The organism is Pedobacter sp. 10L46_2 (genome assembly GCF_056395165.1).
Genome location: NZ_JBFTIZ010000080.1, coordinates 1 through 14394, shown reverse-complemented (window position 1 = coordinate 14394; position 14394 = coordinate 1). Strand labels below are relative to the sequence as shown.

General features: G+C 40.6%; 11 protein-coding genes. 2 read left to right on the top strand and 9 right to left on the bottom strand.

The annotated features are described in order from the left end of the window. Positions 1-18 precede the first annotated feature (18 nt). The 4 genes from AC1DDX_RS11275 to AC1DDX_RS11260 form a co-directional block, all read right to left on the bottom strand. Positions 19-771, bottom strand: a complete 753-nt coding sequence (locus AC1DDX_RS11275; RefSeq protein WP_477622049.1) for an SDR family NAD(P)-dependent oxidoreductase — start codon at positions 769-771, stop codon at positions 19-21. Positions 772-785: 14 nt separating this feature from the next. Then, on the bottom strand, positions 786-2048 hold the full coding sequence (locus AC1DDX_RS11270; RefSeq protein ID WP_172660071.1) for an MFS transporter: 1263 nt from the start codon (positions 2046-2048) through the stop codon (positions 786-788). 19 nt (positions 2049-2067) lie between these two features. Then, complete coding sequence (gene dgoD / locus AC1DDX_RS11265; protein WP_172660070.1) at positions 2068-3231, bottom strand: galactonate dehydratase; 1164 nt, start codon at positions 3229-3231, stop codon at positions 2068-2070. Positions 3232-3393: 162 nt separating this feature from the next. Further along, the gene (locus AC1DDX_RS11260) at positions 3394-4077 is read right to left on the bottom strand and encodes a GntR family transcriptional regulator (RefSeq protein WP_337716785.1); all 684 of its coding nucleotides are present in this window, start codon (positions 4075-4077) and stop codon (positions 3394-3396) included. Between the two features lie 243 nt (positions 4078-4320). Here AC1DDX_RS11260 and AC1DDX_RS11255 point away from each other — a divergent pair, with 243 nt between their 5' ends. Next, on the top strand, positions 4321-6678 hold the full coding sequence (locus AC1DDX_RS11255; RefSeq protein WP_477622048.1) for a mechanosensitive ion channel family protein: 2358 nt from the start codon (positions 4321-4323) through the stop codon (positions 6676-6678). 12 nt (positions 6679-6690) lie between these two features. On the opposite strand, the gene AC1DDX_RS11250 is transcribed toward AC1DDX_RS11255, so the two are convergent. Together AC1DDX_RS11250 and AC1DDX_RS11245 are read right to left on the bottom strand one after the other, a co-directional pair. Next, positions 6691-7164 (bottom strand): hypothetical protein, encoded by a 474-nt coding sequence (locus tag AC1DDX_RS11250; RefSeq protein WP_172660068.1) that lies wholly within the window; start codon positions 7162-7164, stop codon positions 6691-6693. A gap of 6 nt (positions 7165-7170) precedes the next feature. Then, entirely contained in the window at positions 7171-8121 is a 951-nt protein-coding gene (locus AC1DDX_RS11245) for a cytochrome P460 family protein (protein ID WP_172660067.1), read from the bottom strand. 203 nt (positions 8122-8324) lie between these two features. Here AC1DDX_RS11245 and AC1DDX_RS11240 point away from each other — a divergent pair, with 203 nt between their 5' ends. After that, positions 8325-9440, top strand: coding sequence for a LytR/AlgR family response regulator transcription factor (locus tag AC1DDX_RS11240; protein WP_337716782.1), 1116 nt, complete (start codon positions 8325-8327; stop codon positions 9438-9440). A 75-nt stretch (positions 9441-9515) separates the two neighbouring features. Here the strand turns inward: AC1DDX_RS11240 and AC1DDX_RS11235 are convergent, their stop codons facing one another. The 3 genes from AC1DDX_RS11235 to AC1DDX_RS11225 form a co-directional block, all read right to left on the bottom strand. Further along, on the bottom strand, positions 9516-10865 hold the full coding sequence (locus tag AC1DDX_RS11235) for a DUF3863 domain-containing protein (RefSeq protein WP_172660065.1): 1350 nt from the start codon (positions 10863-10865) through the stop codon (positions 9516-9518). Positions 10866-10948: 83 nt separating this feature from the next. Next, positions 10949-12640 (bottom strand): RagB/SusD family nutrient uptake outer membrane protein, encoded by a 1692-nt coding sequence (locus AC1DDX_RS11230; protein ID WP_172660064.1) that lies wholly within the window; start codon positions 12638-12640, stop codon positions 10949-10951. 11 nt (positions 12641-12651) lie between these two features. Further along, the coding region (locus AC1DDX_RS11225) for a SusC/RagA family TonB-linked outer membrane protein (RefSeq protein WP_477622047.1) at positions 12652-14394 on the bottom strand (1743 nt) is incomplete at its 5' end.

Here is a 14394-nt window from a genome sequence, read left to right as displayed (position 1 = left end):
CATTTAGATAAAAAACCCTCAACGAAAATAAAGTCCCCCATTAATATCAATGGTTGCTCCCGTAATATAATTACCACCCTCACCTGCCAGGAAAGCGACTGCCAGGCCAATATCACGTGGCTGTCCAATACCCAAAGGTACATTCTCAGCAATTCTTACAATTCCTTCATTTCCATGTGTTTGGGTAAGTAAATCGGTTTCAATAATACCCGGGGCAATGCAATTTACTCTGATCCCTAATGGGGCACCAGTTCTGGCAAGTGTTTTTGTTAGTCCTAAAATTGCACTTTTACTGRCTGAATAATGTACATGGCCATATAGTGCCCCCTGTTGCCCAACCACTGAGCTAATATTAATGATCCTACCATCTTTCTGTTCTCTCATGATTTGCATAGCATACTTGGCGCACAGAAAACAACTCGTGAGATTGGTTCCTAAAACATGTTCCCAATCATCAAGACTGGTGTCAAAAATATCTTGGGCTTGAGATGTTCCTGCATTATTGACCAGGATATCTAGTTTGCCCGTGCTGTTTTTAGCAAATGAAAAGAGTGCTTCCACATCTTTTTCTCTACTTACATCCGCAGCTTTAAAGAATACCTTGCGGTTAAAAGCCCTTACCCCGTTCACTATTTCTTCAAGGTCTTCACTTTCAGCCAGGTCGTTAAGTATAATATCTGCTCCCTTTTCTGCCAGGGTTAGGGCTATACTTTTGCCAATCCCCCTTAAAGAACCTGTTATTAATGCAGTTTTTCCAGTTAATTCACTCATGATACTAATTAAATTTATTTTGCCTCTGCATCCACATGTATTTCTTTGGCCAGGGTAAATCTTAATGCAATAAAAATAAAAATGCTCCCCAGTAAATAAACAACGGAGAGCGCTGATAGACCACTTGACAATCCTAATGTAGGCTTTATCGTCCCTAAGATCCATGGTGCAAAAGCGCCTATTAAAAAAGCAAACATAATCATCGCGCCAGAAACAGATGCCCTTACTCCAGGTGCCGTGACCAAAAATAAAGATGCGTAAATATTGGAGTCATAAATGCCTCTGAAAAAACCAAAAAGACCCATACCTGTATACACCCAAATCAGCTCATTTGCTGATCCCAGCAGATAAATAAAAGGACTGCCCAACAATAATCCAAATGCTTGCAATTTTAATCTTGAACCAATATTGGTCTTCGCCAGGTAGTCAGAAAAGCGCCCGCCGGCCAGCACCCCCAAAAATGCAAAAACATGATGATAAAACATGGAGGAAAAGCCGGCGTTTGCTAGAGAGAGCTTGTATTTTTCATGTAAAAATGTTGGCGCCCAGGTTAGGTAGCCCACATTCACGAATATCATACAGGCAAATGCCATAGTCAGCAATACTGCTGTTTTCTTTTGAAATAATCCTTTTAAGCCGTCAAACACGGTCACCTTTTTCTTGATTACTAACGAATCAGTATCAGGTAAAATGTCTTTTTTAAACCTTACAACAAGTACAATGGAGAGTACAATTCCTATTCCTCCAAAAATGTAAAAAGCCACACTCCACCCAAACCTTTCTGCTATCAATGCGCCAATCAGTCCGCTCATGATAATCCCCGCATAAAGTGCAGTCTGATGTATGGCCATTGCAAACCCTGTTTTATCCTTATATGTATCACCTATAAGCGCGTTGGCCGCCGGAGCATAAAAAGATTCACTGCTTCCCACAATTCCTCTAAGTATTACCAGATGGATCAATCCTGCACTGAATCCGGTAAAAAAAGTGGCAACACTCCATAATAGCAGACTAAAAATGATCACTTTTTTCTTACTAAAAACATCACCAATATATCCGCTTAAAGGCACACATAATCCTATCGCCCAAATGAATACAGAAGCGATCATACCCAATTCAGCGTCTGTAAGCTGCAGACTTATTTTAATTTGCGGCAGGATCACATTAAATACCTGTCGGTCTGCCTGATTAAAGAAAAAGACCAGCCACAGCAGAATAATCAACTCCCAATTAAAGGATTTCAATTTTAAGTTACGTGGAGCGTTATATCTGATCATTTTTCATTTTAGAAAATTATTAAGCAAAATAGCCAATGGCATCTTGCGGTCTGATTTCAGTAAGCTTACCATTGTAATGCCTTAAGTCTCTTGGTTCATATGTATGCTCCTTGATTGCCTCTTCATTGATGTCTATTCCAAGACCTGGCAAATCGTTAATTTGCATCATTCCATTGGTAAATTCAATTTTTTCAGTACTTATTTTGTTTCGATAAGGTACATCACTGCTCATCGTTTCCAAAAAATGAAAGTTAGGTGTGGAAGCTGCAATATGCAAGGTTGCTGCATTTGCTACTGGTCCGCTAGGATTGTGAGGACAAAGCGGAATATAATAGCACTCAGCCATCGCAGCAATCTTTTTTAGTTCGGAGATACCCCCAGCATGGCTCACATCAGGTTGAATGAAATCTGCACAATCCTGATTTAGAAAACTTCGATAATCCCACCTGCTATATAGACGTTCCCCTGCTGCAATCGGAACTTTAGTTTTCTTTCTTAATTGTGCCAATCCTTCCATGTGGTCTGGTGGAATAGGCTCTTCGAACCAGGTAATGTCAAAATCTTCCAGGGCATGAGCTACCCTAATGGCTGTCGGCATGTTAAATCGTCCATGACCTTCAATTAAAATATCTATTTCTTTTCCAACAGCATTTGTAACAGCACCAATGCACTTCAAAGCGTAAGCAAATTCTTTTTTGGTCAGGTTCATGTAGGCCGAACCAAAAGGATCCCATTTAAGACCTTTAAAACCCTTTTTAACGGCTTCCTTAGCTTTTGCAGCAAATTCTTCGGGCGTTTTAGCCGGGGCAAACCATCCATTTGCATAACATGGAACAGCATCTCTTACTTTTCCGCCCAGTAACTGATAGACTGGCACCCCCAGATCTTTGCCTTTGATATCCCATAATGCCATATCAACGGCAGCCAGTGCGCTCATTAAAACTACCCCACCCCGCCAATAGGCATCGCGGTAGCAATCGTGCCAGATTGCTTCTATATGATGAGGGTCTTTACCTATTAAATATCTTTTAAGTTCATTTACCGCCTGCACAACAGTTAATTCCCTCATTTCCAGCGTTGCCTCACCTACTCCGTAAAGACCAGAATCTGTGATTACTTTCACAAACACCCAGTTCGTTCTGTAGGAATGGCAAATAAAGGTTTTAATTTCAGTGATCTTCATAATAATGTACTTATAATTTCTACCGGCAGCGTTTCATAATAATTCAAATTTAGTATATTGTATACAATATACAATATGAAAGTAAACATTTATAAATACCACAAAATAGCTGGCGTTTCATTAACAACATCCTAACTATCTTACCTCAGAAATGAATAAATCCTATTTTAATCTATCTCCTATCTGACGTAGAAGGTCGGCTTTGGCGTTAACGCAATGCCTGGCGGCTGCAGCTTCTACTTCTATGGGATTTCTGTTTTCCAAGGCGCTAATTATTGCACGATGTTCCTCTATAACCTCATTTGTCCGCTCTACACCAAAGCCATAAGTCAGGCGTAACGTATTGATCAACTGCCAGTGTTTTTCCAATATCTGCAAACCTTCAGCATTATTGGCCAATTCATAAATTGCAGAATGGAACCGTTTATTGAATTGTAAACAGCCGGTATGATCTTTCTTTGCTGCTGCTGTTTCATATCCTTTTTGCAGTTGATTGAGCTGCTTCAGATCCTTTTCCTTTAAGTTTTCTATACACTTAACCGTAAGATAAACTTCAATTAGCTGTCTGATCTCATAAATATTTTCTAAAAATTGTTGATCAACTTTTCTGACATGGGCTCCTTTATTTGGCTCAATGATCAGCAATCCTTCACCCTGCAATTGTTGCAATGCTTCTCTTATGGGCATCTGGCTTACTTTATACCGCTCAACCAACTCAGCGATCTTTAGCCTTTCTCCCGAAATAAAATAACCAGAAAGAATATCTTCTCTTAATTTTTCCCGTACCCTGGAATATGTCGGATCAGCTAACTGGTTTAATGAGTCGGATTGTATTTTATCTTTCAATGTTGCAAATTTTAAATGATGATCAAATATACAATATATATTATATACAATATACCAACTAACTGCGGCCATACTTGGCTAAAATATTTCTTCAGAAAAGTCTTCGGTAATGGTGCAGGAAACAATGAGGATTTTATATGGAATTCTTTTTTCTAACCTATTATCACAATTGTATTAACTATTTTTGACAATCCAAAGCATTTTTATATTCTGGATACATCTTCAATACTTCCTATGGATCAAATGACAATAAAAAATCCTTTTTCAATAGCAATTCACCTCACAATATCCCTGGTAATGGTCTTGTGCCTTTCCGTCTCTACTTTTGCACAGAAAAATAAGGCAATGGATAAAGGTCAGGACATTTCTATCCTTTCTGACTCTGCAACCTTGACAAAGGGCGATTATCTGATTCATTTAGAGAAGGTATTCGAAACGGTAAACAAAGTTCCCGTTACAGTTGGTTCTTTTAAGAAACTAAATCCCATAACGGCACATTTAACACAAGATGAGGCTGCTCTTGCCTTACTCAAAAATAGGCTTACACAAAGTGAAAGAATGTTGAATTTGCAAAACCTGCAAATGGATCAGACCTTACTTAAAGAACTTCAAACAAACAACAAAGATTGCCTGTCGGATCTGGATGAATACGAAAAAGAGTTAAGGGAATTAAAAACGGAAATTCTTAATCTACGCAAAGACACCGTGCTGATTAAACTTTTTACGCTGCCTTCTATGCGCATTATGTTTAAAGATCAATTTGCAGAGCTACAGAAAAAACGTGTGGTAATGGACAGTCTGCTAAAGACAACAACATCGTCAATTAATAACCTGCAGGCGCGAACATCGGCCAATCTGATAAACATTAAGGAGTTAATGTATCTTACCGATAACCAGCTTGATGCAGTAAGTATAAAAGCTTTCGGAAAAGAACGACGTTACCTTTGGGAATCAGCAAGTGGTAAGACCAGGGGTGTTGGATTCCGCAAGTTTATCAATGGGGAACAGGAAATATCAGGCTATTATTTTGTATACACCCGCAGCAGCCGTTTTTTACTGTTCCTTACCTGTGCTACTTTCTTCTTCTGGGTATTTTTCAATTTCAGAAGCATGAAACAACGCGACAGGTTGGAAGCAGTTGACGATTTCTCTTTACTCAGTCCGCAACCCTATCTAATTACCTTTATCATGCTCTTTACGCTGGCGCCGATTTTTGACCTCATGGCCCCGGCACTTTATATCGAATCGGTACAGATCTTACTTGCAGTTTTGCTGACAGCATTTTTTCGTAAAAAACTATCGTCAAAATTATTTTACCCTTGGTGCATATTTGTACTGCTTCTTCTTGCACCTGTTTTTCTGCGTCTTTTAGGCATGCCACCAAGATATCAACGCTGGCTCCTTCTTTTCCTTAGTCTCAGTTCTACCGTCTACGGCGTCATTATTTTGAAGAAGATAGATGAGCAGGCAAAAAAATATAGAATGATACTCCTTACGGGATTTATCTATACCATATTTGCAGTCATTGCTACTTTATGCAATATTTTTGGCCGCTTCACACTTACCCAAATTTTTTATTCGACAGGTGTAAACTCCTTGCTAAATGCCATATCCTTAACCATTCTTGCGAAAGTATTGGTGGAGGCTTTTCTGCTTCAAATGAAAAGTAGCAGAATCCGCAAAGGCTATCCTGAGTATTTCGATTGGCACCCTGTTATCGCAGGCCTTAAAAGGCTAACCGGTGTTGGTGCTACAATTATCTGGTTTGTGATATTTACCACCAATCTTAATATTTTTAACGGTCTTTATGAATCTTTAATGGAGATCCTTAATGAAAAAAGAACTATAGGAAACTTCTCTTTTACCTTTGGCGGTATTGTACTCTTTTTAGGCATCATTTGGATTGCCAACTTTTTACAGAAGTACATTGCCTACTTCTTTGGAGATACCGGCGACGATGGAATAGAAGACAATAAAGGAGAGCGCTCGAAATTGCTAATTACACGATTGGTATTACTCATTGGAGGATTCCTTATTGCTGTGGCAGCATCTGGATTGCCAATTGACAAAATCACCGTAATCCTTGGCGCCCTTGGTRTAGGTATCGGGCTGGGCTTACAGAATATCGTAAGCAATTTCGTATCGGGGATCATCCTTATTTTTGATAAAACTATCCGCATCGGAGATGTGGTAGAGCTAAGCAATAAAAAAGGAAGGGTTAAGGAAATCGGTGTCCGCGCCAGTACACTGCTTAGTGACGAAGGTGCAGAGATTATTATTCCCAACGGGGCCATTTTGTCGAACAATATCATCAATTGGACCCTTAGCAATAACCAAATGCGTATAGACATTTCTTTAACTATCGCTAAACCTTTCAATTCAACTGAAGTAGTACATCAGATCAGAGATATTATTACTAAAAATGATAACGTCTTTGTAAACAAGGAACCCGTAATTATGATCAGTCCTGTGAGTAAGGTAAACAGCAGCATAAAAATATATTTCTGGTGCAAGGATATTTCAAATGCAGATCTTACAAGAAATATAATCATTGCACAAATATTTGAGACCTTTGAAGAGAAAGAAATAGAAATTTTATAGTTCCTATCTGACCTATGGCGATATTGCCTGTTGAATGGATAAGACTTGCGACAGCCTTTGTATCTGATCCGAAGCCGGCACCAACCTTAGAGGGCTCCCCTTATAGAGTTCATATACCATTTCGCCACTTAGGCCGATCGAAACACGCTCGACCGAAAATACTTTCCCTGGCACACGGGCACCAAACCAGTGAGGATCTGCTTTTTGTTTCCAGGTAACATTGTACAGAATCGTGCCAGCCGGATAGCTATTCTCTTGCGTGTGCGTATGGCGTACGGCTAGCTCATTTCCATAAAGTGTAGACGTGGTACCGTTATCAGGACGAATGCTTGTTGTTAGAGCGGTTAGTAGTAAGGGATTTTCGGGTAGTCCCTGAACAGATCCAACTGAGGCTTCATCATTCAAACTGTCGCTACGTTCCGAACTGCAGCCTAATGCTAGCGCCAAACCGAATAAGATCATTCCTATAATTGATTTCCTTTTCATGATCGTTTAATTTTTAAAATTGAACAGGTCTATTGGCCTGGTAAATACATAATCATTATCTCGCTGAGGTTGATGACAGGAAACGCATTCGGTATCAAAATCCAAAGTCTTTCCGTAAGGCAGCAAATCGTCGCCTTTCCATCTTCCCCAGCCCCATCCTTTTGTTTTGGCATATTTACGGGCATCTTTTATCATGAACTCGACCTGTACAAATTTCCCGGCAGAAATACTTCCATCAGCATTTTGTTGCTGCTTCCAGGCAGTCTTCGCAAAAATACTCCCATCCGGCCATGGATCTGTTTTTTTTGACTGCAAGGCCTTTACGGCGGTTTCATTTGCAAAAATAATACGTAATGTTCCATTGTCGAAACGGTCCGTAGTACTTATTGCCTTCCAATTTCGGTAATCTGGAATATAAGCTATCCCGTTAGGAGATGGTTTAACTTCCCGCTCTGGCTTAACACCCACAGCCGTTATTTCTTTAGGGTTGTTTGGCGCAACTTTACCTTGTTTAGCTCCGTAAGAAATGGAAAGTAGGTAACGTTTTAATGTTTCAATCTCATTTTCATCCACCTTAGCCTGAGGATGAACGGCAGTATAGCTTGGCAGTGGCATCTCTCCGGACAAGATCTTATTGAGCGCATAGTAAAGCGCAGCACTTTGCTGCGCGGTAGCCAGCGAATCCCAATTCGAAAAATCGAGCGCTTTTCTACCGTTTCTGATATGCGAAGCGACCAGAAAATTCACAGGAGTAATCTTGTCATACCAGTGTAGCCGCGTTTCACTAGAATGGCAATCAAAGCAAGCAGTCTGCAAGATTCCGTTTACTTCTCTGGACACACCACCTAGCTGCTTGCCCACGCCATATGCCGAGCCTGTGGTTTCTTTTGGCCTTATAAATTGCAGGCATACTAAGGCAAGTGCGATACAAATAATAATTTTCCATTTACGTTTCATATACTACTTATATTAGATAATGATGAAACAAAACTACTCTCTACGAGCTGATTGAACCAATGTTTTCCTGTTAAAGGGAATTATTAGCCGGTAAAGCCGATTTTTTTTCTTTGAATAAGTCCATATTTTTAGGACATTCGGCTTACACAAATTTATAGTTCACACACCCCTTCTTGTACGTGAACTTTACTCAAGCATCCCAAATGAATAAGACCCGACTGCATATTTACGTTTTCATAACCGTTACTGCCACGGTATTGTTGATCAGTTTTTTCTCTTTCCGCTATCTTTACCAGGTTGCCAGTGAAAAACTTTGGACCAGCAAGATGGAATCTGGGAAACGTGAAAGCAGGGAGATTGGCAGATTACTGGAACAACAGCTGCTCATTGGAATTGAAAAGCCACAAGTGATACGGAACCTGCAGCAGAGTATCGAGAATACCGACGTGCAAAGCGAATTCATCTGTATGTATGATAAGAACTGCATCGAACTTTGCCATCCCAATCCGGCGCTTATAGGGCAAAAAATTGAACAAAACAACTCCCAACTTGATCTGGGTGAAGGAAAAAATTCTATTTCCTTTAGCGAGGTCATCAGTTCTCAGAAAAAGCTCGGTGGTATCAGAAACTTTCCCAAAAGCCAACACAGAAGCTCGGAAATCGTAAATGTGTACCCCGTAAAAGGCAGCGACTGGATTGTAGCTTCCCATGCAAATATCGAGGTAATGCACCAGGAACTTTCCGATCTATATAAGCAGTTTAGCATTGGTTTTCTGCTTAGTACCCTGATCATTATTACGTGTTGCCTATTGCTGATAAGAAGGATTTACAGCAAGCATGAACAGGCCTTGGAAGACGAAATCGCAGGCCTTAATGAAAAGATCAACAGCCTGAGTACACTCAACCTGCAACTCAATACCTTGCAGGAAAAACTGCAGGATCAGATACTGGTTCAGCACCCTGAACGAGAAAAGGAAAACGGTCGGAAAAGGATTATCACCTACCATAAAGATGAACTTATACACCTGGATGTGTCCGAGATCGCCTATTTCTTTTTAGACGGGAGTACCGTTCTTATATTTACTTTCGACAACAAGCAGTTCTCTACCAATATAAGCCTTGACGAACTGATGAAGCAGTTGGACAACGATATCTTCTACCGAGCAAACAGACAGTTCATCATCAACATGAGGTCAATCAAAACTATTTTCGTATACGGTAAAAATCAGTTGCGAATAGTTACCGATCCTAAGACCAGCGAACCGGTCATCATCAGCAAGAACAAAGTTGCAGAATTCAAAAAATGGTTAGATCGCTAGGCTTCTTTTCAGAAGTGTTTACATATCAACACTTCTGAAAATTTAGCTTTCTGTGTATCACCCTGTATGTTTAAATTACAACCCTTTTAATAAATTTGGGTATCGTTTTTTTATAATCAAATTTGATTTTTCCGGCAGCTTATTCAACGGAACGGGCTTATCCTGCGGACGGGTTTGTTTTTGATTAATATCGCCCATTAAGCTCCACTTTCTCGTCATTCCAATTGGCTCCCTTGCATTCAAATCGTAACGGGTAAAGTCAACTACCAACTTCGGGCTATTAAGTTTCCAGTCCCTAAGCAATGCCAGCCTGAAATCCTTGTTCATAAACCAACTAATCTCAAGATTGGCATCCGAACCACCAATTCCTGACCCTTTTTCTACAAAGCGATAGTTGAAATCGTTGCTTTTGTAATGGGATCTCCATAGTAAACCAAACTCTCCCTGGGTAATCACTTTTGTATCCGGCCAGCGTTTTTTTACACTGCTTAGCCAATCCTTCAACCGGGCAGCATCATAAGGAAGAGACAATTCCCAGCAATTAGTAACCCAACCAAACCCATTCAATTCAAAGCCCTTATCAAAATGGATAGCAGTAGCATGAAGCATTTCTTTCAGGCCGATCTCGTTTCCGTGCTTACCTAATGTTTCTATAGGTCCAACTCCCATACGGCTGTTAAAACCTTCTGCAAAACCTTGTCGTCTGGCGGCTAAAAAATCCACAGTCCACCCGTCCAGATTAACTACATCAATAAAATCGCTCTTACCTTGTGCAGGTTTGCAAAAATGCTCTTTTGAAGGATAAAAGGGATAAGAAACAGAACCATCGCCATCCTGGTTATCAATCGCAAACTGACTCCAGATGTTGCCCTGGCAAACATGTATATTTTCTTTTTCAGCTAGGTATTGTTGGTTTTTTGCAGAAAGGAAACCCGCTACTATACTAAGCGGGCGGTAGCTGTTGCCTACCATCCGGCTTACAAGTGCAAGTCCGTCATGCAGGTCCTTATTTACTTGCTCAGTAGTATTATAAGCATTTGCAAAATAAGCACCGGGGATAAACGTTATCTCGTCACCATATTCACGGTGATAGCCAACAACGAGTTTCCGGATTTCTTTATAATTCTCTGTGCTGTCATTCAGCGCCAGCCAGCTAAACGCCCAGGTCATCTTGGCTCCAGGAAAACCCTCTTCCACGGCTTTTCTGAAAGCAATAACTTTTTCAGGTGTATGTAAAGCCCGCTCATCCTCGCCAACACTCCGATCCCGTGATACTTCAATCTGGTTTACCCTTATTATAGTATTAAAAGTTAAAAATCGATGGCCCATAAGCCCTCCAGAAGCTGATTTCTTTGCTTGCTGTCCAAATGCCAAAGACATCAGGCAGATAACCAAGAAGTTTAATAAACTCACTTTTTTGAACATATAATTTATTTTTTAATTCATTTAATCATTATTGTATAAAAAGCCAGCCGACAACAGTCGGCCAGCTCGAGCGTAAAATCATCCTACCAGCCAGGGTTCTGTTCTAATTTGTGGCCATTAGCCTGATAAAAGGCGACCTCTTTAGTCGGAAGCGGCTGAAGATAATCCTTATTTGGATCGAATTTTCGGCTTTTTTCAGCAATCAGAAAACCATTTGCATCTACCTTACTCAGGTAGCTTGGATCGCTGTAAGGTGCTTTCCCAGCCCAGTCAGAACCAGTAATTTTAATTCCTTTAACATCCTGTGGCAATTCAGTCTCAGCAGTTTTCCATCTGCGCAAGTCATCGTACCTGAATCCTTCCAAAGTGAGTTCAACAGTTCTTTCCCTCCTGATCTCATTTCTCATATTAAGGTTATTGGTAGCCACAAAAGTGTTGGTCAAATGCGGCATACCCGCACGATCTCTGAGCTTATTAATCGAAAGATCAAGATCACCGTCGCTTATTGCTCCTGCTTTTTCAAAAACTGCTTCTGCATAAATAAGCAACACTTCTGCATAGCGGATAAGGTGGCGATCAAAGTCAAATATACTGGCATCTCCATTTTGTCCGGAATTATTGGCCACTGGGTCTTCCGACATATATTTATAGAGTATATATCCTGTATTGAAATTACGTTGCGGCTTATCAGGCCAGTTGGCAATCTTATTTACGGGAAAGAAAACCCTGTTGGTTAACGTTCCCGGAATGATCATCGTCATGGTCATCCTGGGATCCCTGTCCTGAAATTCAGAAACAAAAGTGCCGTAACCTTTGAAAACCGTTCCTGGAGCTGTGATGGGCAATCCATTCTTATCTAAATAAAGGTCAACCATCTTTCTGGTCGGGTTATAACCGTTCCCATCATACTGATATGGAATATCATGTCCCAGGATATTTCGGGCATATCTCCTGTCCAAAATCGATTCCCTGGAGTCGTCGCCATCTTCCAAAAATAAGTAACGATAGCTTTGCGCGCCCTTGCCTGTGTACAAACCATATGTACCACTGTTCATGATCTCCCTTGAAGCAGCAATCGCAGCATCAATATATTTTGTAGCATTGCCATCAGCCCTGAATTTCCCCCATGTCCCCTCAAATAATGCCACACGTGCAGTTAAAGCAAGCGTCGCACCTTGGGTAATCCTACCAACATCCACAGAAGCGAGAGCCGATTGCATAGGTAGATCAGCTTTGGCCTCCTGTAAATCTTTAAGAATGAAATCAACAGTTTCCGTTCTGCTTGACCTGGGAGTAAATAAAGCCGGATCATCAGTTGCCAAGACTTTTGTAATTAATGGCACTCCACCATATAGCCTCAGTAACTTCCAGTAGTACCATGCCCTGAAGAATTTGGCTTCTGCCACATATCTTTTTATTTCAGCATCTGTACTTGCCGATCCTTTTTCAATGATGTTGTTCGATGACCGAATATAGCCATAGCTGTCTGTCCAGAGTACCACTGACTCTGCAGGCTGCAGGTTTCCGTTACTTACCGAATTTGGAAAATTAAATGCTATATCTGATTCAGTATCCTCAAAGCCAAAACGGTCAAGTCCGTTATATAGATTATTTGCAGCCAGCTTAAAATCTGCACCCGTTTTCCAGAATGTAGCATCAGTGATACTGTCCTCCGAAACCAGGTTAAGGTCTTTTTTGCATCCGTTTAAAAGCGCAGCAAGGATAAACACACCTGCAATTAATAATTTCCTATGATTAATATATTTAAGTTTCATAAAGCTTGCGTTTAAAATTTAACAGTAAGACCCAGCGAATACACTTTATTGAAAGGATAAGTTCCCTCATTCCTGAAGCCATCCTCCGGATCAAAGTTCCCTCCAAATGTTCCTTTTGAAATGGTAAAAAGATCCTGACCGCTGAAGAATATTCTGGCAGTTTTCATTTTTAAACTGTTGGCAACACTGGCCGGCAGGTTATACCCCAGGGTAATCACCTTAAACCTTAAATAGGCTACATTCTGCATCGTGAGAGATGAAGCGCGATAATCATAACTTCTGATGTCATCATAACCTACACCACCAGGAAGATATCGTGGAAATTTAGCATCCGTTCTCTCTGGCGTCCAGGTCTTTCCATTGTAGTAAGAAAGCGAAGGCCAGTAAAATGTATTTGGGGTAGCAATGTTACCCTCATACCTTACATCTCTCTTTCCTACGCCCTGCAAAAACATCTGAAGGTCTAATTGTTTAAATCCTATGCTAATGTTAGAAGAAAAGGTATACCTGGGAATCAGGTTACCGAGATAAACCATATCACCATTAAGACCCTTTGATTTGTCGCCAAAAGCAGTCAACTTTCCATCCCCGTCAACATCACGATACATTACATCACCAATGGCTACGCGGGCAGGAACACCCGTAAGCTTTTTGTAGTTATCCAGCTGTTCCTGATTTTGAATGATACCCTCGTACACATAACCAAAATAAGACCAGATGCCATAACCTTGTCTGAATTTATTAAGACCTTCCTGATAATTGTCCAGATTTTTCAGTTCCACCAACTTGTTCTTGCTGTCACTAAGCTGTAGCGATACGCTGTAACGAAAAGCACCCACTTGGTCTTTCCAGGTGACTGAGGTTTCAAATCCCTTGGTGACCAACTTTCCCTGGTTTGAGGAAGGTGCGGTACCGCCATAAGTTGCAGGAACAGCAATGTCAACCAACATATCATTATTCGTTTTATTATAATAATCAAACGAAAAATTAAGTTTGGAACTAAGTAGTGCCACATCGATACCTATATTTTTATTTTCAATTGTTTCCCAGGTTCTATCTGTAGACGCTGGATTAGCATTGGCCCCGGTTAACCCCGAATTTGGACTACCTATAGGATAATTTCCACCAATGGAGATCAAGGGTATGTAATCATACAGACCCAACAGCCCAATTTCCTGGTTACCCATTTTACCCCAGGATGCCCTGAGCTTTAACAGATCAAAAGTATTGAGTGACTTGATAAAACTTTCTTCAGATAAATTGTAGGCCAGTGCAGCTGATGGGAATACCGCACTCCAGCGCTTATCCGGTGAGAATTTGGAACTACCGTCAGCACGTGCCGTAAGGTCTAAAACCAGTTTATCCCTGAAAGAGTAACTGAACCTGCCAAAGTACGAGCCTAGTGCCTGATTGCTTAGTCTACCAGTAAAGTTTGCATAAGCAGCTTTCGTTCTGTCAGCAAGATTTAAGGTAAAGATGTCATTGCCTATAAAATTATAACCATAGGTTGTCTGGCCTTCGATTTTGGTTTTTTCAATCGATCCTCCCCCCGTAAAGTTTATTCTATGATCAGCCCCCAGCTGCCTGTTATAGTCAAGGTATACCTGATACAATTTATTTAATGTTTTCAGATTAAGATAAGAGGCGGAATTCGGTGTGTTTCTGATGTCCTGAATGTCACCCACATAATTGTACCTTGTAAAGGTCCTGTTGGTACCATTGTCATTGAGGTAATCCAGTCTTATAGCTATAGC

What these genes read in the sequence shown, in the direction of transcription:
- AC1DDX_RS11240 (WP_337716782.1), top strand. Translation starts at nt 8,325, where the DNA reads ATGAATAAGACCCGACTGCATATTTACGTTTTCATAACCGTTACTGCC.
- AC1DDX_RS11250 (WP_172660068.1), bottom strand. Translation starts at nt 7,164, where the DNA reads ATGAAAAGGAAATCAATTATAGGAATGATCTTATTCGGTTTGGCGCTA.
- AC1DDX_RS11245 (WP_172660067.1), bottom strand. Translation starts at nt 8,121, where the DNA reads ATGAAACGTAAATGGAAAATTATTATTTGTATCGCACTTGCCTTAGTA.
- dgoD (WP_172660070.1), bottom strand. Translation starts at nt 3,231, where the DNA reads ATGAAGATCACTGAAATTAAAACCTTTATTTGCCATTCCTACAGAACG.
- AC1DDX_RS11270 (WP_172660071.1), bottom strand. Translation starts at nt 2,048, where the DNA reads ATGATCAGATATAACGCTCCACGTAACTTAAAATTGAAATCCTTTAAT.
- AC1DDX_RS11235 (WP_172660065.1), bottom strand. Translation starts at nt 10,865, where the DNA reads ATGTTCAAAAAAGTGAGTTTATTAAACTTCTTGGTTATCTGCCTGATG.
- AC1DDX_RS11230 (WP_172660064.1), bottom strand. Translation starts at nt 12,640, where the DNA reads ATGAAACTTAAATATATTAATCATAGGAAATTATTAATTGCAGGTGTG.